The 22,875-nt window shown below is 64.0% G+C and carries 14 protein-coding genes and 1 riboswitch; all 14 genes read left to right on the top strand.

Going from position 1 to position 22,875, the window contains the following annotated elements; all coding sequences use genetic code 11:
- Window positions 1–1,058: urate hydroxylase PuuD (locus tag NZN28_RS00875; protein WP_295394703.1), on the top strand; the 1,058-nt coding region annotated here is incomplete at its 5' end.
- 195 nt (window positions 1,059–1,253) lie between these two features.
- Window positions 1,254–1,610: a hydroxyisourate hydrolase gene (gene uraH / locus NZN28_RS00870; protein WP_295394701.1), complete on the top strand. Its 357-nt coding sequence runs from the start codon at window positions 1,254–1,256 to the stop codon at window positions 1,608–1,610.
- A 26-nt stretch (window positions 1,611–1,636) separates the two neighbouring features.
- Entirely contained in the window at window positions 1,637–2,866 is a 1,230-nt protein-coding gene (locus NZN28_RS00865; RefSeq protein WP_295394698.1) for an allantoate amidohydrolase, read from the top strand.
- A 292-nt stretch (window positions 2,867–3,158) separates the two neighbouring features.
- Window positions 3,159–4,502: an allantoinase gene (locus NZN28_RS00860; protein ID WP_295394695.1), complete on the top strand. Its 1,344-nt coding sequence runs from the start codon at window positions 3,159–3,161 to the stop codon at window positions 4,500–4,502.
- Window positions 4,499–5,248: a (S)-ureidoglycine aminohydrolase gene (gene allE / locus NZN28_RS00855; protein WP_295394693.1), complete on the top strand. Its 750-nt coding sequence runs from the start codon at window positions 4,499–4,501 to the stop codon at window positions 5,246–5,248. Before NZN28_RS00860 ends, allE begins: the two co-directional genes overlap by 4 nt.
- Window positions 5,249–5,480: 232 nt before the next feature.
- Window positions 5,481–6,773, top strand: a complete 1,293-nt coding sequence (locus NZN28_RS00850) for a M20 family metallo-hydrolase (RefSeq protein WP_295394691.1) — start codon at window positions 5,481–5,483, stop codon at window positions 6,771–6,773.
- A gap of 422 nt (window positions 6,774–7,195) precedes the next feature.
- Window positions 7,196–7,372: riboswitch (SAM riboswitch) on the top strand.
- A gap of 118 nt (window positions 7,373–7,490) precedes the next feature.
- Complete coding sequence (locus NZN28_RS00845; protein WP_295394687.1) at window positions 7,491–8,783, top strand: O-acetylhomoserine aminocarboxypropyltransferase/cysteine synthase family protein; 1,293 nt, start codon at window positions 7,491–7,493, stop codon at window positions 8,781–8,783.
- A gap of 118 nt (window positions 8,784–8,901) precedes the next feature.
- The gene (gene metX / locus NZN28_RS00840; RefSeq protein WP_295394685.1) at window positions 8,902–10,041 is read left to right on the top strand and encodes a homoserine O-acetyltransferase; all 1,140 of its coding nucleotides are present in this window, start codon (window positions 8,902–8,904) and stop codon (window positions 10,039–10,041) included.
- 739 nt (window positions 10,042–10,780) lie between these two features.
- Window positions 10,781–14,155 (top strand): DNA-directed RNA polymerase subunit beta, encoded by a 3,375-nt coding sequence (locus tag NZN28_RS00835; protein WP_295394681.1) that lies wholly within the window; start codon window positions 10,781–10,783, stop codon window positions 14,153–14,155.
- A gap of 83 nt (window positions 14,156–14,238) precedes the next feature.
- Entirely contained in the window at window positions 14,239–18,819 is a 4,581-nt protein-coding gene (locus tag NZN28_RS00830; RefSeq protein ID WP_295394706.1) for a DNA-directed RNA polymerase subunit beta', read from the top strand.
- A gap of 298 nt (window positions 18,820–19,117) precedes the next feature.
- Entirely contained in the window at window positions 19,118–19,708 is a 591-nt protein-coding gene (locus NZN28_RS00825) for a class II aldolase/adducin family protein (RefSeq protein ID WP_295394679.1), read from the top strand.
- 129 nt (window positions 19,709–19,837) lie between these two features.
- Window positions 19,838–20,059 carry a hypothetical protein gene (locus NZN28_RS00820; protein ID WP_295394676.1) on the top strand — a complete coding sequence of 74 codons (222 nt, stop codon included), beginning with the start codon at window positions 19,838–19,840 and terminating at the stop codon, window positions 20,057–20,059.
- 36 nt (window positions 20,060–20,095) lie between these two features.
- The gene (locus NZN28_RS00815) at window positions 20,096–20,965 is read left to right on the top strand and encodes an alpha/beta hydrolase (RefSeq protein ID WP_295394673.1); all 870 of its coding nucleotides are present in this window, start codon (window positions 20,096–20,098) and stop codon (window positions 20,963–20,965) included.
- Window positions 20,966–21,288: 323 nt separating this feature from the next.
- Complete coding sequence (locus NZN28_RS00810) at window positions 21,289–22,860, top strand: DNA repair protein RecN (RefSeq protein ID WP_295394670.1); 1,572 nt, start codon at window positions 21,289–21,291, stop codon at window positions 22,858–22,860.
- The last annotated feature ends 15 nt before the right edge of the window (window positions 22,861–22,875 follow it).

The following is a 22,875-nucleotide window of genomic DNA, read 5'->3' as shown; positions in this document are numbered from 1 at the left end:
GGACCATTCACGGCGGCGGTATCTACTACCTGGAAAAATACAAAACCGCGCCCGTGCAGCTGCCCAAGTACCTGCACTGGTTCAAGTGGGACGCCTACCTGACCTGGGTCACTGGCTTTCTGCTGCTCATCATCGTCTACTACGCCGAACCCCGGGCCATTTTGCTGGCCCCAGGCAGCACCCTGCCGGACTGGGCCGCCATCGCATTGGCGGTGGGGAGCTTGCTTCTGGCCTGGCTGGTCTACTTGGGGCTCTCGAGCACCAAGCTGCTCTACCGCCCGGCCCTGTTCTTGCTGGTGGGGGGGGTGCTGGTGGCCGGGGCTGCCTACCTGCTGGGGCAGGTGTTCAGCGGGCGCGGCACCTTCATGCATATTGGGGCCATGCTGGGCACCATCATGGCGGCCAATGTGTTCTTCGTGATTATCCCCTCCCAGAAGAAACTGGTGCGGGCCGCGCAAAACGGCGAAACCCTGGACCCGCAGTTTGTGAACTGGGTGCAGTTTCGTTCGCGCCACAACAACTACCTCACCCTGCCGGTGCTCTTCACCATGATTGCCCACCACTTCCCCATGACCTACAGCGGGGGGGCTCAGTGGCTGATTTTGATTGTGCTGTTTGTGGCCGGGGTGGCGGTGCGGCACTTTATCAATGTGACCGAAAAAGAGCACCACAAAACCCTGGTGGAAGGCGGGGCCATGCCCTACCTGCTGGTGCTGGCGGCGGCTTTGCTGCTGGGGGCTTTTTACCTGACCGCGCCGCGCCCAAGCGCGGAAGCCCAAGCCCACCCGCCGGTGGCCTTCGCCGAGGTGCAGGCCATCATCCAGGCGCACTGCCAGATGTGCCACGCCGCCCGGCCCACCCAGCCAGGCTTCGCCTCGGCGCCGGGGGGCGTGATGCTGGATACTCCGGCGCAGATTGTGAGCTATGCCCAGAAAATCAAGCAGGTCTCGGTGGACACCCAGTACATGCCCCTGGTGGTGCCGGGGGTTTCCCCCCTGACCGCCGAGCAGCGGGCCAAGCTCGCAGCCTGGGTGGCCCAGGGGGCCAAAGGCCCTTAAAGCGCTCTTCACCTATTTAGAGCCATTCGACTATTTGTCCTGGACAGAACAGTGGCGGCCTGTAAACTCGAAAACATGCGTCTCGGCCCAGACGCAACGCAGACAAGCGTGTCTCACCGAGGTGAGGCACGTCTCTTTGTCCCTTCTCGTTTTCGTGGGCGACCAAGTCTGTGAAGGGCGCGATAGGATGAAGGTATGGCCCGACTTTCCACCCACGTCCTCGATACCGCCCACGGGCGCCCGGCAGCGGGGCTCGACCTCGAGCTCTACCGCATCGGCCCTGCGGGCGAGCGCACCTTCGTCACCGCGGCCAGCACCAACGCCGATGGCCGCACCGATGCACCCTTGCTTTCCGGCGAAACCCTTCCGGTGGGCCTCTATGAGCTGGTCTTCCACGTGGCCGCCTACTTCAAAGCCCAGGGGGTGGCCTTGCCGGAGCCGCCCTTTCTGGACGAGGTGGTGATCCGGTTCGGCATTGCCGATGCGAAGGGGCACTACCACGTGCCCCTGCTGGTTGCCCCCTACGGCTACAGCACCTACCGGGGGAGTTGAGCGGTGCAAACAGTACAATCTGCCCCATGAACCCCCAGGCCCTCGCCCACGAAGCCATTGCACGCTGCCAGCAGCTCGCCCGCTACTCGGAGGAGGCAGGCCGCCTGACCCGCACCTTTCTGTCGCCGCCCATGCGGGCGGTGCATGAGGCCCTGACCGGCTGGATGCTCGAGCTGGGCATGTCGGTGCGAACCGATGCCCTGGGCAACCTGATTGGCCACTACCCCGGCCCACACCCCGAGGCCCCGCTTTTTCTGATGGGCTCGCATGTGGACACGGTGCGCGACGCCGGCCCCTACGACGGCCCGCTGGGGGTGGTGCTGGGGCTGGCCCTGCTCAAAGGCCTGGAGGGGCGGCGGCTGCCGTTCGCCGTCGAGGTTCTGGCCTTCTCGGAGGAAGAGGGGGTGCGCTACGGGGTGCCCTTTTTGGGGAGCAAGGCGGTGGCGGGCCTTTTGGAGCCGGAGCTCCTATCGCTTCGGGATGCCGGGGGCCGCACAGTGGAGGAGGCCATCCGGGCTTTTGGCCTGGAGCCCGCCCAGATTCCCCAGGCAGCCTATGCTCGCAACCGGGTGAAGGGGTATCTGGAGTTTCACATCGAGCAGGGGCCGGTGCTGGAGGCTTTGGGGTATCCCCTGGGCATCGTGGAGGCCATCGCGGGCCAGAGCCGGCTGGAGGTGGCCTTTCGCGGCCAGGCGGGCCACGCCGGTACCACCCCCATGCACCTGCGCCGGGACGCCCTGGCCGGGGCTGCCGAGTGGATGACCCTGGTGGAGCGCGAGGCCCGCGAGGAGCCGGGCCTGGTGGCCACCGTGGGCCTGATTTCGGCCCTGCCGGGGGCCGCCAACGTGATTCCCGGCGAGGTGCAGATGAGCCTGGATGTGCGCCACCAGTACGATGAGGTGCGCAGCCTGGCCGTTGCCAACCTAATTACAAGGGCCCAGCAGGTCGCGCAGCGCCGGGGGCTCGAGCTGGCCTACCAGACCCGCTACGAACAGCCGGCGGTGCCCTGCCACCCTGGCCTCTGCGATTTACTGGCCCAATCGGTGGAGGCCCAGGGCTATCGGGTTCACCGGCTGGTCTCGGGAGCCGGTCACGATGCGATGATTATGGCCTCGCTCTGCCCCTCCAGCATGCTTTTCCTGCGCAGCCCCAAGGGCCTTTCCCACCACCCCGACGAATCGGTCTGGCCCGAAGACGTGGAGGCCGCGGTGCGGGTGGGGCTAGGATTTCTGGAAAAACTGGCCGAAAGCAGCTAGCCCAGCGCATCCAAGTATGACGCTTCGACCTGCGCCTCGCACCCGGCCCCCTTATCGCGCTCTTCACAGGCCTGGCCGCCCTCGAAAACGAGAATGCGTCTGGGCCGAGACGCATGTTTTCGAGTTTCCAGGCGGCCACTGTTCACCAGGCTTTCTCGAACTCGAATGGCTCATAATAGGCGAAGAGCGCTCTGGTGAAGTTTTGATGACCGGTTTTGTGCGGGGATTGAACCCGAAAGGCAGGAATCCAAGACCCATCGTTTCATCGGCCCAAACCTGTGATGGAGTCACCATGCTCGACCTGATTGTACGCGGTGGAACCCTGGTCACCCCGGAGGGGGTAGAGCAGGCTGACCTGGGGGTGCTGGAAGGACAGATAGTGCAGATGGCCCCGGAGATTGCCGAGCCAGCCCGGCAGGAGGTCTTGGCCCGGGGCCTACATGTATTGCCGGGTGGGGTGGATGTGCACGTCCACTTCAACGAGCCGGGGCAGGCCCACTGGGAGGGCATCGAGACGGGCAGCGCAGCGTTGGCGGTGGGGGGCGGCACGGTGTTTTTCGACATGCCCCTCAATTCGCTGCCCTGCACGCTGGATGCGGCGGCGTTTGACCAGAAGCTCTCGGCCATGCGGGCGGCTTCCTGCACCGACTTTGCCCTGTGGGGTGGGCTGACCCCGGCCAACCTCGAGCGCCTCCCCGAGCTGGCCGAGCGGGGGGTGATTGGCTTCAAGGCCTTCATGTGCAACTCGGGCCTGCCGGAGTTTCCGGCTTGCGACGATGCCACACTCTACGAGGGGATGCGAACCGCGGCCCGGCTGGGCCTGCCGGTGGCGGTTCACGCCGAGTCGGAGGCCCTGACCGCACACCTGACCCGCACGATGCGGGCTAAGGGGCAGTCCTGGCGCGAGTATGTGGCCTCGCGTCCGGTGTTCACCGAGCTCGAGGCCATCGGGCGGGCCCTGGTGCTGGCCCACGAAACCGGCTGCAAGCTGCACATTGTGCACATCAGCTCGGGGGCCGGGGTGGCACTGGCTGCCGAGGCCAAAGCGCGGGGGGTGGACGTGAGCCTGGAGACCTGCCCGCACTACCTGGCCTTCACCGAGGACGACCTCGAGCGCTTGGGGGCGGTGGGCAAATGCGCCCCCCCGCTGCGCGACGCCGCCGAGCAGGAGCGGCTCTGGGCCGAGCTACTCAAGGGTTCGGTGGACCTGATTGGCTCCGACCACTCCCCCAGCCCCCCCGAACTCAAGCAGGGCAGCGATTTCTTTGCGCTGTGGGGGGGCATTGCCGGGGTGCAGTCCACGCTTTCGGTGATGCTCGAGTGGGGTTACTTCCGGCGGGGGCTGCCCCTGGAGCGCATAGCCCGGCTTTTGGCCCATCAACCCGCCGAACGCTTTGGCCTGGGGCACAAAGGGCGGCTGGCGGTGGGCTGTGAGGCCGATTTTGTACTGGTTGACCTCTCCCAAAGCCACACCCTGCACCCCCAGGATCTGCGCTACCGGCACGCCCTCTCGCCCTACCTGGGCCAGACCTTCCGGGGGGTGGTGGAGGGCACCTGGTTGCGGGGTGAGCCGGTTTACTGGCAGGGTAAAATAGCCAAGCCCAGCGAGGTTCGCTTGCAGACGAGGAAACCATGAGCCTGACCGGATTCACCCGCACCCGCGTGGCCCCCGACCACGCCCTGCTCACGCCCGATACCTTCATCCGCGCCCCCTTGCCCGGCTGGCACCACACCGCCTGCATTGTGCATATCGCCCCTGAGCTGGGCGCCCGCTTCAAGATGTACACGGTGGAAATGCAGCCGGGGGGCAGCGGGGAAATGACCCTGCTGGACATCCAGCGCTTTGCCTATGTGCTGGAAGGGGAGGTGGCGCTCGAGGTCGACGGGGCCCGCCATGCCCTGGGGGCGCACCACTTCGCGTACTTGCCCGCCAACACCCCCCACCGCTTCACGGCCCAATCGCCCGCTCGCATGATAATTTTCGACAAACCCTACCAGGCCTTAGCGGGCGCAGAGATGCCGGGGGTGGTGCTCGGCTACGAGCCGGATGTTCCCAGCAGCCCGCTGATGGGGGACGAAGCCCTCCAGGTGCGGCTCTTGCTGCCCGATAATTTTTCCTTCGATATGGCCGTCAACACCATGACCTTTGCTCCGGGAGCCCACCTGTCGCTGGTGGAAACCCACGTGATGGAGCACGGGCTGTTGTTTTTGCAAGGCGGTGGCGTGTATCGCCTGGGAGACCACTGGTACACCGTGCAGGCTGGGGACGTGATCTGGATGGCCTCCTACTGCCCGCAGTGGTTCGGTGCGCTCGGCAAAACCCCCAGCAAATACCTGATCTACAAGGACGTGAACCGGCACTCCTTGGAGCTATTGTCCTAGCCGGGGCCGGCTGGTTCAGCCTCGGCACTGCTTTTTCCAGGCCTCCGTCCTGTGTCACCAGACCATGCAACCCGAACCCACGTTTTACAACACTCTGTGAACCTGGCCTGGAAGCGACTTTTGCCGGGGGCAAAGGGAAAGTGCAACGCGGCAGGCCCGCGCTTTTGCAAACCCAGTGGCTTGCGGCATAAACTACTATCACCGTGTTCGGCTATTTTTTCTGGAGCAAACCATGATTGTAAGACCGCTGGTAGATAAAGAGCGAATTATCCGCGAGCTCGAGGCCTTGGCGGAATTTTCCGAGACCCCCAAGCCGGCCATTACCCGAATCCTCTACACCAAGCCCGACCTCGAGGCCAGGGCTTACCTCAAGGGCCTGTGTGCCGAGGCGGGCCTTACCTTGCGGGAAGATGGCCTCGGTAACATTTTCGCCCGCTGGGAGGGTTCTGCCCCTGAGCTTCCGGCGGTGGGCACCGGCTCGCACTTCGACGCCATCCCTTACGCAGGCATGTACGACGGTACGGTGGGGGTGCTGGGCGGTCTGGAGGCCATCCGGGCCTTGCAGCGCAGTGGTTTCAAGCCGCAGCGCTCCATCGAGCTTCTGATTTTTACCGCTGAAGAGCCCACCCGCTTCGGAATTGGCTGCCTGGGCAGCCGGGCCCTGGCGGGGGTGCTGTCGCCGGAATCGCTGCGCCTGCTCAAAGACCAGGAAGGCCGCACCCTGGAGGAAGTGCGATGGGAGGCGGGCTATATGGGTCGCTTGGAAGAGGTGCAGCTCCCCGAGGGCTACTATTCGGCCTTTGTCGAGCTGCACATCGAGCAGGGACCGGTGCTCGAGCAGGAGAATGTACCGCTGGGGATTGTAACGGCCATTGCGGCCCCGGCCTCGCTGCGGGTGCTGCTGGAAGGAGAGGGCGGCCATGCCGGGGCCGTGCTGATGCCCGACCGTCGCGATGCCCTCTGCGCCGCCGCCGAGATTATCCTGGGCGTGGAGGCCTTTGCCCGCAACAGCGGCAGCATCAATACCGTGGCCACCACTGGCTTCTGTGAGGTTTATCCCAACGCGGTCAACAGCGTGCCCAGTCGGGTCAAGCTCGAGATAGACGTTCGCGATGTCGAACAGTCGCGCCGCGACCAGATTATTCGCAACATCATTCAGGGGGTGGAGCAGGTTTGCACCCGCCGCGCCATCAAATACAGCGTGGAAATCATCAACATTGACCCCCCCGCCAAATCGGGCTCGGAGGTGCTTAAGGCGTTGGTTGCAGCCTGCGGCGATGCCGGGGTCAAGTTCAAACTGATGGTCAGCCGGGCCTACCACGACTCCTTGTTCATGGCCCGCATTGCGCCCACGGCCATGCTCTTCATTCCCTGTCGGGAGGGGGTCAGCCACCGCCCCGACGAGTACGCTTCACCGGAGGATATCGCGCGTGGCACCTATGTGCTGGCGCTAACCCTGGCCAGGCTCTCGCAGGTCGAGGAAAAGACTGCGGCCAAGGAAGACCCGCTCATGCTGGGAGACTGAACACAGAATCGCAAACGGCTTCGGCCTGGTTATTTCAGTCTGATTACGTGATTGCGGCTGATTTGCCATTCAGCGAGATGAGGAACTGGAAGGAGGGGTTTGGGGTAGCAGGTGGAGTCCACCGACCACCCATGCCCCCTTGTGTATCAAGTTGCTACACCCATGAAAGTACGGCCTTGGCGTGGTCTTTGAGAGCCTTCATGCCGGGTTTTTCGCCGGTGGTTATCCGTTGGCAGCACCCAATGTTTTCGATTCAGTAGCCCCTGCGCGTGACTTTTGGATGTGGTCGGGATGGGTATCGTCGGGGGTGGGCCGCCAGTCCGCTATTTTTGCTCCGACCCGGCTTCGGGGTTGACAGAACCTCTGCATCTCTCTACACTCACTTCTAACCGCGCTGGGGCGCGGCCAAAACCAAAAAAGTTCTTTTATCCAGAGCGGCGGAGGGATTCGGCCCTGCGAAGTCGCAGCAACCCACAAAAAAGCCTTTGCTCATGACCAGAGGTTTTTTTGTAAGGTGCTAATTCCGGCTCGACTGTGGAAGGTTGTAGGCACACAACCTTCGAGGCTTGGCATAGCCTGGCAGTCGAGAAAGATAAGAGAAGGGAAGCACGTCCTGCCACCCCCTTCCAGCCATAAAAGAACGTCTGGTGGGGGGTTTTGCTTTCAGGCAAAACTCCTACCGATAGCGCCCCAAATCCCCCGCGGTAGGAGAGAACAATGTCGCAAAAACACCGCTTCGAGACCCTTCAACTGCACGCCGGCTATAGCCCCGACCCCACCACCGGTGCCCGCCAGGTGCCCATCTACGCCACCACCTCGTACCAGTTCAAGGATGCCGACCACGCGGCCCGGCTCTTCGCTTTGCAGGAGTTCGGCAACATCTACACCCGCATCATGAACCCCACCACCGACGTGCTGGAAAAACGCATTGCCGCACTAGAGGGTGGCGTAGCGGCGCTGGCGACCAGCTCGGGCCATGCCGCGCAGTTCCTGGCCATTACCAACATCGCCCAGGCCGGCGATAACTTTGTGTCCACCCCCAACCTCTACGGCGGAAGCATCAACCAGTTCAAGGTCACCCTGCCCCGCCTGGGCATCGAAAGCCGCTTTACCGACAGCGCCGAGAGCGTGGAGGACTTCATCCGGCTTACGGACGACAAAACCCGCTTTTGGTACTTGGAGTCGCTGGGCAACCCGGCCCTCAACATCCCCGACTTTGAGCTGATTGCCCAGGCCGCTCGGGAGCGGGGAATCGCCCTTTTCGTGGACAACACCTTTGGTCATGGGGGCTACCTCTTCCGCCCCATTGAGTGGGGGGCCAACGTGGTGACCCATTCCGGCACCAAGTGGATTGGCGGGCACGGAGCGGCCATTGCGGGCCTGATTGTGGACGGGGGCAACTTCGACTGGGCCAACGGGCGCTACCCCCTGGTGAGCGAGCCGCAGCCAGGTTACCACGGCCTCGAGCTGCCCAAAGCCCTGGGCAACCTGGCCTTCATTGTCAAGGCCCGCATTGACGGGCTGCGCGACCAGGGGCAGTGCCTGGGGCCCTTTGAGGCCTTCCTGCTCTTGCTGGGCCTCGAGACCCTCTCCCTGCGCTCGGAGCGCCATGTGGAAAACACCCTCGCCCTGGCCCACTGGCTGCGTGAGCAGGACGAGGTGGCCTGGGTGAACTACCCCGGCCTCGACGACCACCCCAGCTACGCCAAGGCCCAGAAGTATTTCAAAGGCCGGCCCGGCTCGGTGCTCACCTTCGGCCTCAAGGCGGGCTACGAGGCGGCCAAAAGCTTCATCAACCGGCTCGAGCTCATCTCCCACCTGGCCAACGTGGGCGACACCCGCACCCTGGCCATCCACCCTGCCTCCACCACGCACTCGCAGCTCTCGCCGGAAGAGCAGGCCAGGGCCGGCGTGAACCCCGAGTTGGTGCGGCTTAGCGTGGGCCTGGAGGCCCTGGACGACCTCAAGGCCGACCTCAAGCAGGCGTTGCGGGCCAAGGTGGGGGCCTAGCCGGTTTCGGCCCGGGCGGTGCATGGGCTCGGTGCGCTGCTGAACCCACGCCCGCTCCGCATTTCTCTGCGCTTTGTTCAAGCCAGGCGATTTGCGCCCAACCTTCCTGGAGCCAATCATGACCGACCTTCTGATTCAAGAAGCCTGGGGCGACCACGAAGCCCTGTTGATCAAGCCCCCCAAGAGCCGGGGCCGGGTGCCGCCCCCGGTGCCGGCCCAGGCCCTGGTAGCGGGGGGGTTTCGCCTCGAGTACGGCGGCACGCTGCCTGAGCTTCGTCTCCGCTACGAGACCTATGGCCAGCTCAACTTCGACCGCAGCAACGCGGTGCTGGTGTTTCATGCCTGGACGGGCTCGGCGCACCTGGCCGGCACCTACACCCAGGAAACCCTCAGCAGCCTGCCCCGGCTCGACCAGGCTTTTGGGCCGCATGGCTGGTGGGACGAGCTGGCCGGGCCGGGCCGGATGCTCGATACCGAAAAGTATTTCGTCATCTGCGCCAACCACATCGGCAGTTGCTACGGCTCGACCGGCCCCTTGTCGCTCAATCCGGAGACCGGACGGCCCTACGGCCCCGATTTCCCCAAACTGACCGTGCGCGACCTGGCCCGTGCGCAGGCCCGACTGCTGGACTTTCTGGGCATCGAGAAAGTGACCTTGCTGGGGGGCAGCCTGGGCGGGATGGTGGCCCTCGAGTTCGCCCTGATGTACCCCCAGCGGGTCGAGAAAATGGTGGTGCTGGCGGCCCCAGCCGTACACAGCCCCTGGGCCCGCGCCTTCAACCGGCTCTCGAGGGAAGCAGTGCTAAACGACCCTGGCTATCGGGATGGTCACTACACCGAGCAACCCCTGGGGCTGCAACTGGGTCGGGCCATTGCCATGCTTTCCTTCCGCTCGCCCGACTCTTTCCGGCTGCGCTGGCAACATCATCCGGAACGGGGCGAAAGCTATGTGCTGTATCAGGGGGAAAAGTTCGCCAAGCGGTTTGATGCCAACGCTTATCTGGTGCTATCCGAAGCCATGGACACCCATGATGTGGGGCGCGGACGCGGGGGTATCGAGGCCGCCCTGCGCCAGCTCAGGGGCATTCCCAGCTTGTTTGTAGGCATCAACACCGATGTGCTCTACACCGCTCAGGAGGTTCGAGAACTGGCCACCCTGAGCGGTGGCCTCTACCGCGAGATTCACAGCCCCCACGGCCACGACGCTTTTCTTATTGAAACCGACCAGGTTGAGCGTATTCTGGGCGATTTCCTGTAGTCCAGCACCGCATGGAGGCCTTCAGACGCCCCCTACCCCTTCAACCAGGAACCCTGCTGCCCTTCCTCTGCCCCGGTAGGGGAGGCCCGAATTTGATGCAGACCAGAGCCACACACAACCACCCGTTTGCGTGCAATGCTCGAAACTCCTCCCATTGCTTGTCACGCATCGCACGATCACGCTACCGCGGCCAGACGTGAACTGCCCGGCGCTGCAAAGGCTGCTGTGCCGGGTATTTAGCGCGCTCTTCGCATATTATCCATTCGAGTTCGAGAAAGCCCGGTTCTGAACAGAACAGTGGCCGCCTGGAAACTCGAAAACCTGCGCCTCTGCCCAGTCTGTGAAGAGCGCGATATGCAAAGCAGTCCAGATGTTTCGGGAGGCATTCAGGGATTCCCGGCCCGCTCAGCCTTCAGGTTATGTCGGCCTTTTGCCTATTTTCTGGCCCATGGCTCGAAAGAACTCCTCAAACATCTCATCTTGTGTTATCCTTGTGCCAGCAGCTTGAAGGCTCAGGGTGCATATTGCATTTGTGTGTGCAAATGTGCTACCATTACCCTTATGTTTTGTGGCTTGCACCCCCTGTGTGCTCCACAAAAAGCGTAAGAATCAGCCGCCGCAGGGAATTTTTCGCCTGCGGAAGAACCCTGTTAGCTTACGAAAACCCCCACAAGGCCCAGAGCAGATTCTCTCCGTGCCCAGCGTGCGGAGCAGCGCCCACGGGTTATGAGGTGTTTTGATGAAGATAGAGCGGTTCGGCAAGATTTCGGAAGTGATTCCCCTCCCACCCCTCACCGAGATTCAGGTTGACTCCTTCACCAAAGCTTTACAGGCCCACGTTCCCCCCTCCAAGCGGGAACCCATTGGCCTGCAAGCAGCCTTCAAAGAGACCTTTCCTATCGAAGAAGGGGAAAAGGGCCGGGGGCTGGTGCTTGATTTCCTCGAGTACCGGCTGGGGGAGCCGCCATTCGGCCAGGACGAGTGCCGGGAAAAAGACCTGACCTACCAGGCCCCGCTGTACGCCAAATTGCTGCTCGTCCACAAAGACACCGGCCTGCTCAAAGAAGACGAGGTGTTTTTGGGCGACCTCCCGCTCATGACCGAGGACGGCTCCTTTATCGTCAACGGGGCCGACCGGGTGATTGTTTCCCAGATTCACCGCTCGCCTGGGGTGTACTTTACCGCCGACCAGGCCCGCCCCGGCAGGTATGTGGCCTCGGTCATTCCCCTGCCCAAGCGCGGCCCCTGGATTGACCTCGAGTTCGAGCAGTCCGGCGTGGTGGTGATGAAGGTCAACAAGAAGAAGTTCCCGCTGGCGCTTCTTTTGCGGGTGCTGGGCTTTACCGCAGAAAGCCTCAGCAAGGAACTCGCGGCCTACCCCGACCTCCTCCCCGGGCTGCTGGAAGCCCAGTACCGCGGCAACAAGGCCCTCGAGATGGGCGTGGACGAGGCGCTTTTGAAGCTCTTCACCGAGCTGCGCCCCGGTGACCCTCCCAAGCGGGACAAGGCCATTACCTACCTGCACTCCCTGCTCTCCGACCCGCGCCGCTACGACCTGGGCGAGGCCGGCAAGTACAAGGCTCAGCAAAAACTGGGCATCCAGCTCTCGGGCCGCATGCTCATCCGGTTCGAGAACGGCGAGTTCAAGGACGAGGGGCTCTTGCCGGTGCTCAAATACCTCTTTGCTTTGCAAAGCGGTGAGCCCGGCTACGAATACGACGACATTGACCACCTCGGCAACCGCCGCATCCGCACCGTGGGCGAGCTCTTGGCGGATCAGTTCCGGGTGGGGCTTTCCCGCCTGGCTCGAGGGGTGCGGGAGCGCATGCTGCTGGGCACCCCCGAAAGCGCCACCCCAGCCAAGCTGGTCAACAACCGCCCGCTGGTCGCGGCCATTCGCGAGTTCTTCGGGCGCAGCCAGCTCAGCCAGTTCAAAGACCAGACCAACCCCCTTTCGGAGTTGCGCCACAAAAGGCGCATTTCCGCGCTGGGGCCGGGCGGCCTGACCCGCGAACGGGCCGGCTTCGATGTGCGTGACGTACACCGCACCCACTACGGGCGCATCTGCCCCATCGAAACCCCTGAGGGCGCCAACATCGGCCTGATTTCCTCGCTGGCCTCGTTTGGCCGCATCAACGACCTGGGTTTTATCCTCACCCCCTACCGCAAGGTGGAAAAGGGCCGGGTCACCGAGAAGGTCGAGTTCATGACCGCCACCGAGGAAGACCGCTATGCAATTGCCCAGGCCAACACCCCGCTCAAGCCCGACGGCCACTTCGACACCCAGCAGGTGGTGGTGCGCAAGAAGGGGGAGCCCATCGTCATGCGCCCCGAGGAAGTCGAGTACATGGACGTCTCGCCCAAGCAGATTTTCTCGGTCAACACCAACCTGATTCCCTTCCTCGAGCACGACGACGCCAACCGGGCCCTGATGGGTTCCAACATGCAGGCCCAGGCGGTGCCCCTGCTGCGGGCCCAGAGCCCGGTGGTCATGACCGGGGTGGAAGAGCGGGTGGTGCGCGACTCCCTCACCTCGCTTTACTCCAGCGTGGATGGCGTGGTGGAGTATGTGGACGGCACCAAGATCGCCGTGCGGGGCGATGACAAAGGGCTGTACGAGTTCACCCTGCGGCGTTTTACCCGCTCCAACCAGGGCACCGCGCTGGACCAGCGTCCAAGGGTCTCCAAGGGTCAGCGGGTCAAGAAAGGCGACCTCCTGGCCGACGGCCCGGCCTCCGATGAAGGCCGCCTGGCCCTGGGTCAGAACGTGCTCCTGGCCATCATGCCCTTCGATGGCTACAACTACGAAGACGCCATTGTAATCTCCGAAGACCTTCTGCGCCGCGACTTTTACACCTCGGTGCACATCGAGCGCTACGAGATCGAGGCCCGCGATACCAAACTTGGGCCTGAGCGTGTGACCCGCGACATTCCCAACCTTTCCGAAGCCGCCCTGCGCGACCTCGACGAAGACGGCGTGGTGCGCATCGGGGCCGAGGTCAAGGCCGGGGATATCCTGGTGGGCCGCACAAGCTTCAAGGGCGAGACCGAGCCTACCCCGGAAGAGCGGCTCTTGCGCAGCATCTTCGGTGAGAAGGCCCGCGACGTGAAGGACACCTCGCTGCGGGTGCCCCCAGGCGAGGGGGGCATCGTGGTGCGCACCCTGCGGCTGCGCCGGGGCGACCCTGGGGTGGAGCTCAAGCCCGGGGTGCGGGAGGTGGTGCGGGTCTACGTGGCCCAGAAGCGCAAGCTGCAGGTGGGCGACAAACTGGCCAACCGCCACGGGAACAAGGGCGTGGTCTCCAAAATCCTGCCGCCTGAAGACATGCCGCACATGCCCGACGGTACGCCGGTGGACATCGTGCTCAACCCCCTGGGCGTGCCCAGCCGCATGAACCTGGGCCAGATTCTGGAAACCCACCTGGGCCTGGCGGGCTACGAGCTCGACCTGAAGTTCATCACCCCGGTCTTCGACGGCATCGCCGAGGACGAGATCAAAGAAATGCTGGGCAAGGCCTTCGACAAGAAATGGGAGGCCCGCTTGAAGGCCGGCTTTGGCCTGGACAACCGTGAACGCGAGGTGCTGGCACGGGCGGCCAAGCTGGGCCTGGTGGATGGGGAAAAAGACCCCGCCGAGCAACTGCGCGAGGTGGCCCAACAGGGCAAGAGCGTGCTCTACGACGGGCGCACCGGCGAGCCCATCGAAAGCCCCATCGTGGTGGGGGTGATGTACATCATGAAGCTCTACCACATGGTCGAGGACAAGATGCACGCCCGTTCGACCGGCCCTTACTCGCTCATCACCCAGCAGCCCCTGGGCGGCAAGGCCCAGTTTGGGGGGCAGCGCTTCGGCGAGATGGAAGTGTGGGCGCTCGAGGCCTACGGCGCGGCGCATACCCTGCAGGAAATCCTCACCATCAAGTCCGACGACATCGAGGGCCGCAATGCGGCCTACGAGGCAGTGGTCAAGGGCGAGGATGTACCCGAGGCCAGCGTGCCGGAAAGCTTCCGGGTGCTGGTGAAGGAATTGCAGTCGCTGGGTCTAGACGTCGAGACCTACGACGAAAACTCCAAAAACCTGGACATCTTTGAAGGACTGGCCAGCCGCCGATGACGATTGGGCGTGCCAAGACAACCCCACCGACTGGCCTGAGACCCCTGTGAGACCCGAGACAAAAGTTCACGGAGTGAACGATGATTAAGCGAGAAGTCCGAAAAGTTCGAATCGGCCTGGCCTCCCCCGAGAAAATCCGGAGCTGGAGCTACGGGGAGGTCGAGAAGCCCGAGACCATCAACTACCGCACCCTCAAGCCGGAGCGCGACGGTTTGTTTGACGAGCGCATCTTTGGCCCCCAGAAGGACTACGAGTGCGCCTGCGGCAAGTACAAGCGCCAGCGCTTCGAGGGCAAGGTGTGCGAACGCTGCGGGGTGGAGGTGACCAAGAGCATCGTCCGCCGCTACCGCATGGGGCACGTGGAGCTGGCCACCCCGGTAGCCCACATCTGGTACGTGAAGGACGTGCCCAGCAAGATTGGCACCCTGCTCGACCTTTCGGCCCAGGAGCTCGAGCAAGTTCTGTACTTTGCCAAGTACATCACCATTGACCCCAAGGGGGCCATGCTGGGCGGTGTGCCGGTGCAAAAGCGCCAGCTCCTGACCGACGACGAGTACCGGGAGCTGCGCTTTGGCAAGCAGGAGACCTACGCCATTCCCGCCGGGGTGGAGACCTTGGTCAAGGATGGCGACGAGGTTCGAAAGGGGCAGGAACTCGCACCGGGGATTGTCAGCAAGATGGACGGTCTGGTGCTCTTCCGCTTTCCCCGCCGCATAAGGGTTGAGTACGCCGACCGGGAGCGGGCCAGCCTGACCCTGCCCAAAGCGGCCTGGATCGAACAGGAAACCTACAAGCCCGGCGAGCCCATAGCGGAGCTCGAGGCTTCCTACCAGATCACCAGCGAGGACTCCGGCGTGGTGGATGTGGAGGAGGTGGGCGACGGGGCCCTGGTCAAAATCCTCGACCCCGATTCCAGCGTGGTCAGCGCCATGTACCTGATTCCGGCTGGGATGCACCTTAAGGTGGGCCAGGGGGAGCTGGTGGGCAACGGCGATGTGCTGGCCCAGGGCAAGGGCCAGCTCCGGATGCCCAAGGGCCTCAAGGTGGCAAAAGTCGAGGCTGAAACCGCCAAAAAGGAAGTTCATCTCAGCTTCACCCTGGAGCGCCCCCGCGTGGCCGACTACCCCCTCCAGCCCCACATGCACGTGCTGGCTGCCGAAGGGATGCAGGTGCGCAAGGGCGACAAGCTGGTGGGCGCCATCGAACCCGAGGAAGAGGTCTATGCCGAGGCCGATGGGGTGGTGCACCTGCACGAGCCGGCCTCCATCGTGGTCATGAAGGCCAAGCTCTACCCCTTCGAGGACGACGTGGAGGTGACCAACGGCGACCGGGTCTCGCCGGGCGATGCGCTGGCCGACGGCGGCAAGGTGACCTCGGAGATTTATGGCCGGGTGGAGGTGGACTTCATCCGCATGGCCGTGCGGGTCATCGAGTCTTATGACATTGACGCCAAGATGGGCGCGCAGGCCATCCAGGAGCTCTTGAAGGAGATTGACCTGGCGGTGCTCGAGGCCGAGCTGGTGGAGGAGATGAAGCACCCCAGCCGGGCCCGCCGGGCCAAGGCCCGCAAGCGCCTGGAGGTGGTGCGGGCCTTCCGCGACTCCGGCAACCGCCCCGAGTGGATGGTGCTCGAGGCCGTTCCGGTGCTGCCGCCCGACCTGCGCCCGATGGTGCAGGTGGACGGGGGCCGCTTTGCGACCAGCGACCTCAACGACCTCTACCGCCGCCTGATCAACCGCAACAACCGGCTGCGCAAGCTGCTCTCCCAGGGGGCTCCCGAAATGATCATCCGCAACGAGAAGCGGATGCTGCAAGAAGCGGTGGACGCCCTCCTGGACAACGGGCGGCGCGGAACCCCGGTGACCAACCCCGGCAGCGACCGGGCCCTGCGCTCCTTGACCGACATCCTCTCGGGCAAGCAGGGCCGCTTCCGGCAGAACCTGCTGGGCAAGCGGGTGGACTACTCGGGCCGAAGCGTGATTGTGGTGGGGCCCCAGCTCAAGCTGCACCAGTGCGGCCTGCCCAAGCGCATGGCCCTGGAGCTCTTCAAGCCCTTCCTGCTCAAGAAGATGGAGGAAAAGGGCATCGCCAACAACGTCAAGAGCGCCCGCAAGATGCTGGAGCGCTCCCGCGACATCAAGGACGAGGTCTGGGATGCCCTGGAAGAGGTCATCCACGGCAAGGTGGTGCTTTTGAACCGGGCGCCCACCCTGCACCGCCTGGGCATTCAGGCCTTCCAGCCGGTGCTGGTGGAGGGCCAGTCCATCCAGCTGCACCCCCTGGTCTGCGAGGCCTTCAACGCCGACTTCGACGGCGACCAGATGGCCGTGCACGTGCCGCTTTCGAGCTACGCCCAGGCCGAGGCCCGCATCCAGATGCTCTCCTCGCACAACATCCTCTCGCCGGCCTCCGGGGAGCCGGTGGCCAAGCCGGCCCGCGACATCATCCTGGGCCTCTACTACATCACCCAGCTGCGCCGGGAGAAAAAAGGTCAGGGCCTCGAGTTCGCCACCCCCGAGGAAGCCCTGGCTGCCCACGAGCAGGGTAAGGTGGCCCTCAACGCAAAAATTAAGGTTGCGGGCAAGGAAACCAGCGTGGGCCGCCTCAAGTTCGTCTTCAGCAGCATTGACGAGGCGCTTCTGGCGGTGCAGAGCGGGGTGGTGGACCACCAGGACGTGGTCACGGTGCGCCTGGGGGATAAGCTTCTGGAAACCTCGCCGGGCCGGATGCTCTTCCTGCGCATCGTGAGCGAGGCCATCGAAGACCCCGAGAAGGCCCAGGAGCTGGTCAACCTCGAGGTAGCCCAGGAGAAGAACTCGCTCAAAGACCTGGTCTACAAGAGCTTCCTGCTCCTTGGGATTGAAAAGACCGCCAAGCTTCTGGACGCCCTCAAGTACTACGGCTTCGTGCTCTCGACCACCTCCGGCATCACCATCGGCATTGACGATGCGGTCATTCCCGCCGAGAAGAAGCAGTACCTGCAAGAGGCCGACGCCAAGCTGGCCCAGATTGAGCAGGCCTTCGAGCTGGGCCTGATGACCGAGGAGGAGCGGTTCCAGCAGATTTTGCAGCTCTGGAGCCAGACCACCGAGAAGGTGACCGGGGCGGTGTTCAAGAACTTCGAGGAGAACTACCCCTTCAACCCGCTCTACGTGATGAGCCAGTCGGGCGCCAGGGGCAACCCTCAGCAAATCCGCCAGATCTCGGGAATGCGCGGCCTGATGGCCAAGCCTTCCGGCGAGACCTACCCGGTGCCGGTCAAGGCCTCCTTCCGCGAGGGGCTTACCGTGCTGGAATACTTCATCTCCACCCACGGGGCCCGCAAGGGCGGGGCCGACACCGCACTGCGCACCGCCGACTCGGGCTACCTGACCCGCAAGCTGCACGACGTGGCCCACGAGGTGATTGTGCGGGAGCAGGACTGCGGCACCCCCGACTACATCTCGGTGCCCCTTTTGCAGTTCGACGAGGCCTTCCGCAACAAGCGCCTGCGCAAGAAGAGCGACATCGAGTCGGGCCTGTATGGCCGCACGGTGGCGCGCGAGTTCGAGATTAAGGGCCGGCTCTTCGAGGAGGGCCACCAGCTCAGCCTGGATGATGTCAGCTTCATCGTGAAGGCGGCGGAGGAGCGCCTGATTGAGGAGGTACCGGTGCGCTCGCCCCTCACCTGCCGCACCCGCTACGGGGTCTGCCAGCACTGCTACGGCTGGGACCTCTCGGCGGCCAAGCTGGTCTCCATCGGCGAAAGCGTGGGGGTGGTGGCGGCGGAGTCCATCGGCGAGCCGGGCACCCAGCTCACCATGCGGACCTTCCACACCGGCGGGGTGGCCACCGGCACCGACATCACCCAGGGTCTGCCCCGTGTGATTGAGCTGTTCGAGGCCCGTCGGCCCAAGGTCAAGGCGGTCATTGCCGAGATTGACGGAACGGTTCACATCGAGGAGCACGAGGACAAGACCAGCATTGTGGTCAGCAGCGAGGGCTTCTCCAAAGAGTACAAAGTGCCCAAGGAAGCCCGCATCACCGTGAAGGAAGGCGAAACCGTGGAGGCCGGCCAGCCCCTGACCCGCGGGGCCATTGACCCCCACCAGCTTCTGGAGGCCAAGGGCCCCGAGGCGGTCGAGCGCTACCTGACCGACGAGATTCAGCGGGTTTACCGGGCCCAGGGGGTAAAGCTCCACGACAAGCACATCGAGGTGATTGTGCGGCAGATGCTCAAATACGTGGAGATCACCGACTCCGGCGACAGCCGCTACCTCGAGGGCCAGGTCATCGAGAAGTGGGATGTGGAGTCGGCCAACGAGGCCCTGATGGCCGAGGGTAAAACCCCCGCGAGCTGGAAGCCCATGCTGATGGGGGTGACCAAGAGCGCCCTCTCCACCAAGAGCTGGCTCTCGGCGGCCAGCTTCCAGCACACCACCCACGTGCTCACCGAGGCCTCCATCGCCGGGAAAATGGACGAGCTCATCGGCCTGAAGGAAAACGTGATTCTGGGCAAGCTGATTCCCGCCGGTACCGGTTCGGACTTTGTGCGAAACACCCAGGTGGTGGACCAAAAGACCCTCAAGCGCCTCGAGGAAGCCCGCCGCGAGGCCGAACAGGCACCCGTGGGGGTGCCCCGCCGGCCCGGTGTGCGCCCGGAACAGCCGGGGCGGGAAGCCTAGCCCTGGGCTGGAGGCGCTGGCTTAAGGCCAATGGCCCTTGCCCCTGGGCGCCCTGTGGGTCGCGCCCTGAACTCTCTGCTACCAACCTTGGGCCCACAGGCAACTTTCGATGAAATAGAGGAGTGGGTGGTCGGAGGTGGGTGGTGGGTCTCCAGCATCTGCCTCCTACGCCCTGACCCCTGCTCAAACTCAGAAGGAAGCGGGGGGTCGTGGGTTTCTACGATTTGCTTCCTGCCCCCAGACCCCTGCGCCCTGCCTTTAGTCTGGAAGGTGCTCAAGCCAGGAGAGTAGCCCGCCCATGAAGGCCCGACTCTTTCTCGCGTTTCAACAGGTGGGAGCCGACCTGTTTGCCGCCGGGTTGGCCTCGGCCACCTCGGGCAACTATTCGGTGAGGGAACGGGAGGGACTCTGGATCACCCGCTCGGGCGTCCAGAAAGCCCACCTGACCCCGGACGACCTGCTCTGGCTGCCCCTGAAGCCCGACCCCGAGCGCGACCAGGGCGCCTCGGTGGAGCGGGTGATTCACCGTGCCGTCTACCGCGAGACCGATGCCACGGCAATTGTTCACGCACACCCCCGGCACGCCATTGCGCTCTCGTTTCACTTAGGGGCCATTCTGCCCATTGACCTCGAGGGGCGCTACTACTTCGACCAGATTCCCGTCGTGGCCCCCCCCACCACCTCCGGCACGGAAGAGGCCGCCCGCGCGGTGGCCGAAGCCCTGCGAAGCCACAAAGCCTGTGTGGTGCGCGGCCATGGGGCTTTTACCAAGGGCACCCAAGAGGCTCCGGAAAAAGCGCTTTTACAAGCCTATTCGCTGATGACCAGCCTCGAGGAAGCCTGTGAGGTCAAATTCCTGGAACGCCTGTGGCGAGGAGACAGCGGCTGAGCTTCCTCGAAACAAGCGGGCGAAAGGGAGTCCCCGAGTGTGGCAGGCCACGTTTGGGCGCACAACCTTGACCCGAGACGATTCCTGGCTCAAGACTTGTCGCCGCACCAGAAGATAAAGTATAAGCCGATGAAGGTGCTCTTTGTGGAGGGTCGAAACCTGGAAGCCCTGCGGCAGCTGGCCCGGCGGTTTCCCCATCCCTATCGGCTGCTTTACCGGGCGGAGCAGGAACTCTATCTGCTCGAGGTCTGGGCCCATGCCGCCCAGATGGAGCAGGCGGCCTCGGAGCTGGAGGGGTTTCGTAGCTGGAGTTTTGAGCTGCTGGAGGAGGGGAGCCGGCAATCCGGCTAGGGCCCCGCTTTGAGCTTTTGGCCGACAAGGAACCTTATGCGTGAAGAAATAGACTTGATTGCGGTGGCGGACGGCGTCGAGGTGTACCTCGAGGACACCGGCCCCCTCGAGGCCCCGGCCATTGTGGTGTTGCACGGGGGGCCAGGGGGCAGTAGCTATGCCCTGCGGGAAGGGCTGGAAGAATACCTGGACGGCTTCCGGGTGCTTTACCTCGACCAGCGGGGTGGGGGGCGCAGCCCCGCGCTGCCGGAGGAGCCCGGCCTCTTTACCATAGATGCCCTGGTTGGCGATTTGTCCCACCTGCGCGATCACCTGGGCCTCGATACCTGGTGTTTGCTGGGCCACGGCTTTGGGGGGTTGCTGGCCCTGGACTATGCCCGCCGATTCCCCCAGACTGCCGAGCGATTGGTGCTGATCAACCCCTGGACCAATTTTCCCTGGCTGGCCACTCAGCTTTACCGGGCCTCGCTGGGGCTGCGGGGCCTGGCAGACCAGGCGGACGAGCCAAAGGTGCCGGAGGATGGCGTTCGTCTGTTGCAGGAAGCCTTTGCCCACGTGGAGCCCAAAGCGGCGTTCGACAGGCTCATGTTTCCCAGCCAGCATAGCCGCATGGAGTACGAATGGGTGGCCGAGGGTCTGAACATTGTCGGGGCCGACACGCCGGGGCGGATGTTTGTGCTGAACGGGTTGTGGCGACTGGACTATACCCCGTTTCTGCTCGAGGTTCACACCCCCACCACCGTTCTGCTGGGCTCACTCGATGGAACCAGCTACCCCGAAGCCCAGACCATCACCGACCTGGTCGGTGGGCAGCTCGAACTAATCGAGGGGGCCGGGCATTACCCCTGGATTGACCAGCCCTATGCTTTTGCGGAGGCCCTCCAGAGCGCACTGCATAACCTCTAAACAATCCTGGCTGGAAGCCGGCAACGGGTTCGGCGCGAACGGGGTTTGTAAAGCGAGCCTCTACCAAACCCAGTTTCGATACCAACTTCGGGCGCACAAGCGACTTTGCAGGGCCCACAAGGTGAGCCTGAGCGGAGGTTGGTCGGGTGTCTCCCCCTATATCGCGCTCTTCAAAGACGTGGCCGCCCACGAAAAACGAGAATTCGTCTTGGTTATCAGGAAACATTCGGCCTGCAACCCCTGCCTTTGGTGAACCGGCTGGGTGCCCAATCACCCTGCATTCTGTTGCCAACAAAATGATTGTGATACCCTAATCTAGGAGTATGCTGGAACGCCTCGAGGTGCAAAACCTGGCGGTGCTGGAGCGGGTGGCGCTCGAGTTTGGCCCCGGCCTGACGGTGCTCACGGGTGAAACCGGCGCAGGCAAGAGCGTGCTGGTGGATGCTTTGTCGTTGCTGCTGGGCGAGAAGGCCGAGGGCCTGATGCGGCCCGGGGCCGACACCCTGCTGGTTACAGCTTTCTTTGATGGCAAGAGCCTGTCGCGCAAGGTTTCTCAGGGGCGCAGCACCCCACGCATTGAGGGCGAGGTGGTGAGCCTCAAAGAACTCAGCGAGGAGGCCGCGCAGCACCTCACCATCCATGCCCAGCACGCTGCCCTGGCCCTGTTCAGCCGCAAGGCCCAGCGCAGGCTGCTCGATTCGCAGCTGGAGACGGGCTTGCTGGAGCAGTATCAGCAGGCTTACGCCCATTATCAGGCCATCCTGAGCGAGACCGAACGCCTCGAGGCCGCCGCCCGCGAACGCGAGCGCAAGCTGGATATTCTGCGCTTTCAAACCAGCGAAATAGACCAGGCCCGACTGGAGGTCGGGGAGGACGAGCAGCTCCTGCAGGAGGCCGAGCGCCTGCGCCACCTCGAGACCCTACGCGAGCGGGTTTCAGCCGCCATTGCGGCCCTCAGCGGAGATGGCGACGCCCTGGGGCTGGTCACGCTGGCCTCGCGGGAGGTGAAAGCGGCGGGGCGCCACGATGCGCAGCTGGAGCCCCTGGGCCGGGACCTCGAGAGCGCCCTGGATGGCCTGCGGGCGGTCAGCCGTGAACTGGAGGACTATCTGGAGGGCCTCGAGGCCGACCCCCACCGCCTCGATGAAGTCGAGGCCCGGCTGGCCCTGATTGAGAAGCTGGGGCGCAAGTACGGCGAGGGCATCCCGGCGATTCTGGCCTTTGCCGAGGCCGCGCGGCGCGAGCTGGCCGAGCTCGAGGGCGCCGAGGATCGCTTGGCCGAGCTCCACGCCCAAAAAGAAACGGCCTGGAACGCCCTGCTGGCCGCAGGCAAGCGGCTTAGCGAGGCCCGGGCTCAGGCCGCCGATCGGCTTTCCAGAAAGGCCAGCGAAGAGATTCGCGCCCTGGGGATGCCCGCTGCCCGCTTCCAGGTAGCGCTGCTACCGCTGGAAAAACCTGGCCCCGAGGGGCTGGAGGAAGTCCAGTTGTTGTTTTCGGCCAACCCCGGCCTGGGTCAAGCGCCCCTCGAGAAAGCCGCCTCGGGCGGCGAGCTTTCCAGGGTGATGCTGGCGCTGGCCTTGCTCACCGGCTCCGAGGCCGATACGGTGGTTTTCGACGAGATTGATGCGGGGGTTGGGGGCGAGGCGGCCTGGCAGGTGGCCGAGCGGTTGGCCCGTCTGGCCGAGCACCGCCAGGTGCTGGTGGTCACCCATCTTCCGCAGATTGCGGCCAGGGCCAAAACCCACTACCGGGTGGTCAAAAGCGGCCCGGCGGTACAGGTGGAGCGGGTAGAAAACGAAGAGCGGGTGCGCGAGCTGGCCCGTATGCTCTCGGGTAGCTACTCCGAAGCAGCCCTCGAGCATGCCCGTGAACTCTTGTTGGGTTCGGTCACGTGACCCGTTAAAGCCCAT

It is taken from the genome of Meiothermus sp. (genome assembly GCF_025056915.1).
Taxonomy (GTDB): domain Bacteria; phylum Deinococcota; class Deinococci; order Deinococcales; family Thermaceae; genus Meiothermus.
This window is presented reverse-complemented; position numbering and strand designations above follow the sequence as displayed.

Coding starts and splice junctions, on each gene's coding strand:
- uraH (WP_295394701.1), top strand. CDS start 1,254: ATGGCCCGACTTTCCACCCACGTCCTCGATACCGCCCACGGGCGCCCG.
- NZN28_RS00865 (WP_295394698.1), top strand. CDS start 1,637: ATGAACCCCCAGGCCCTCGCCCACGAAGCCATTGCACGCTGCCAGCAG.
- NZN28_RS00860 (WP_295394695.1), top strand. CDS start 3,159: ATGCTCGACCTGATTGTACGCGGTGGAACCCTGGTCACCCCGGAGGGG.
- allE (WP_295394693.1), top strand. CDS start 4,499: ATGAGCCTGACCGGATTCACCCGCACCCGCGTGGCCCCCGACCACGCC.
- NZN28_RS00850 (WP_295394691.1), top strand. CDS start 5,481: ATGATTGTAAGACCGCTGGTAGATAAAGAGCGAATTATCCGCGAGCTC.
- NZN28_RS00845 (WP_295394687.1), top strand. CDS start 7,491: ATGTCGCAAAAACACCGCTTCGAGACCCTTCAACTGCACGCCGGCTAT.
- metX (WP_295394685.1), top strand. CDS start 8,902: ATGACCGACCTTCTGATTCAAGAAGCCTGGGGCGACCACGAAGCCCTG.
- NZN28_RS00835 (WP_295394681.1), top strand. CDS start 10,781: ATGAAGATAGAGCGGTTCGGCAAGATTTCGGAAGTGATTCCCCTCCCA.
- NZN28_RS00825 (WP_295394679.1), top strand. CDS start 19,118: ATGAAGGCCCGACTCTTTCTCGCGTTTCAACAGGTGGGAGCCGACCTG.
- NZN28_RS00820 (WP_295394676.1), top strand. CDS start 19,838: ATGAAGGTGCTCTTTGTGGAGGGTCGAAACCTGGAAGCCCTGCGGCAG.
- NZN28_RS00815 (WP_295394673.1), top strand. CDS start 20,096: ATGCGTGAAGAAATAGACTTGATTGCGGTGGCGGACGGCGTCGAGGTG.
- NZN28_RS00810 (WP_295394670.1), top strand. CDS start 21,289: ATGCTGGAACGCCTCGAGGTGCAAAACCTGGCGGTGCTGGAGCGGGTG.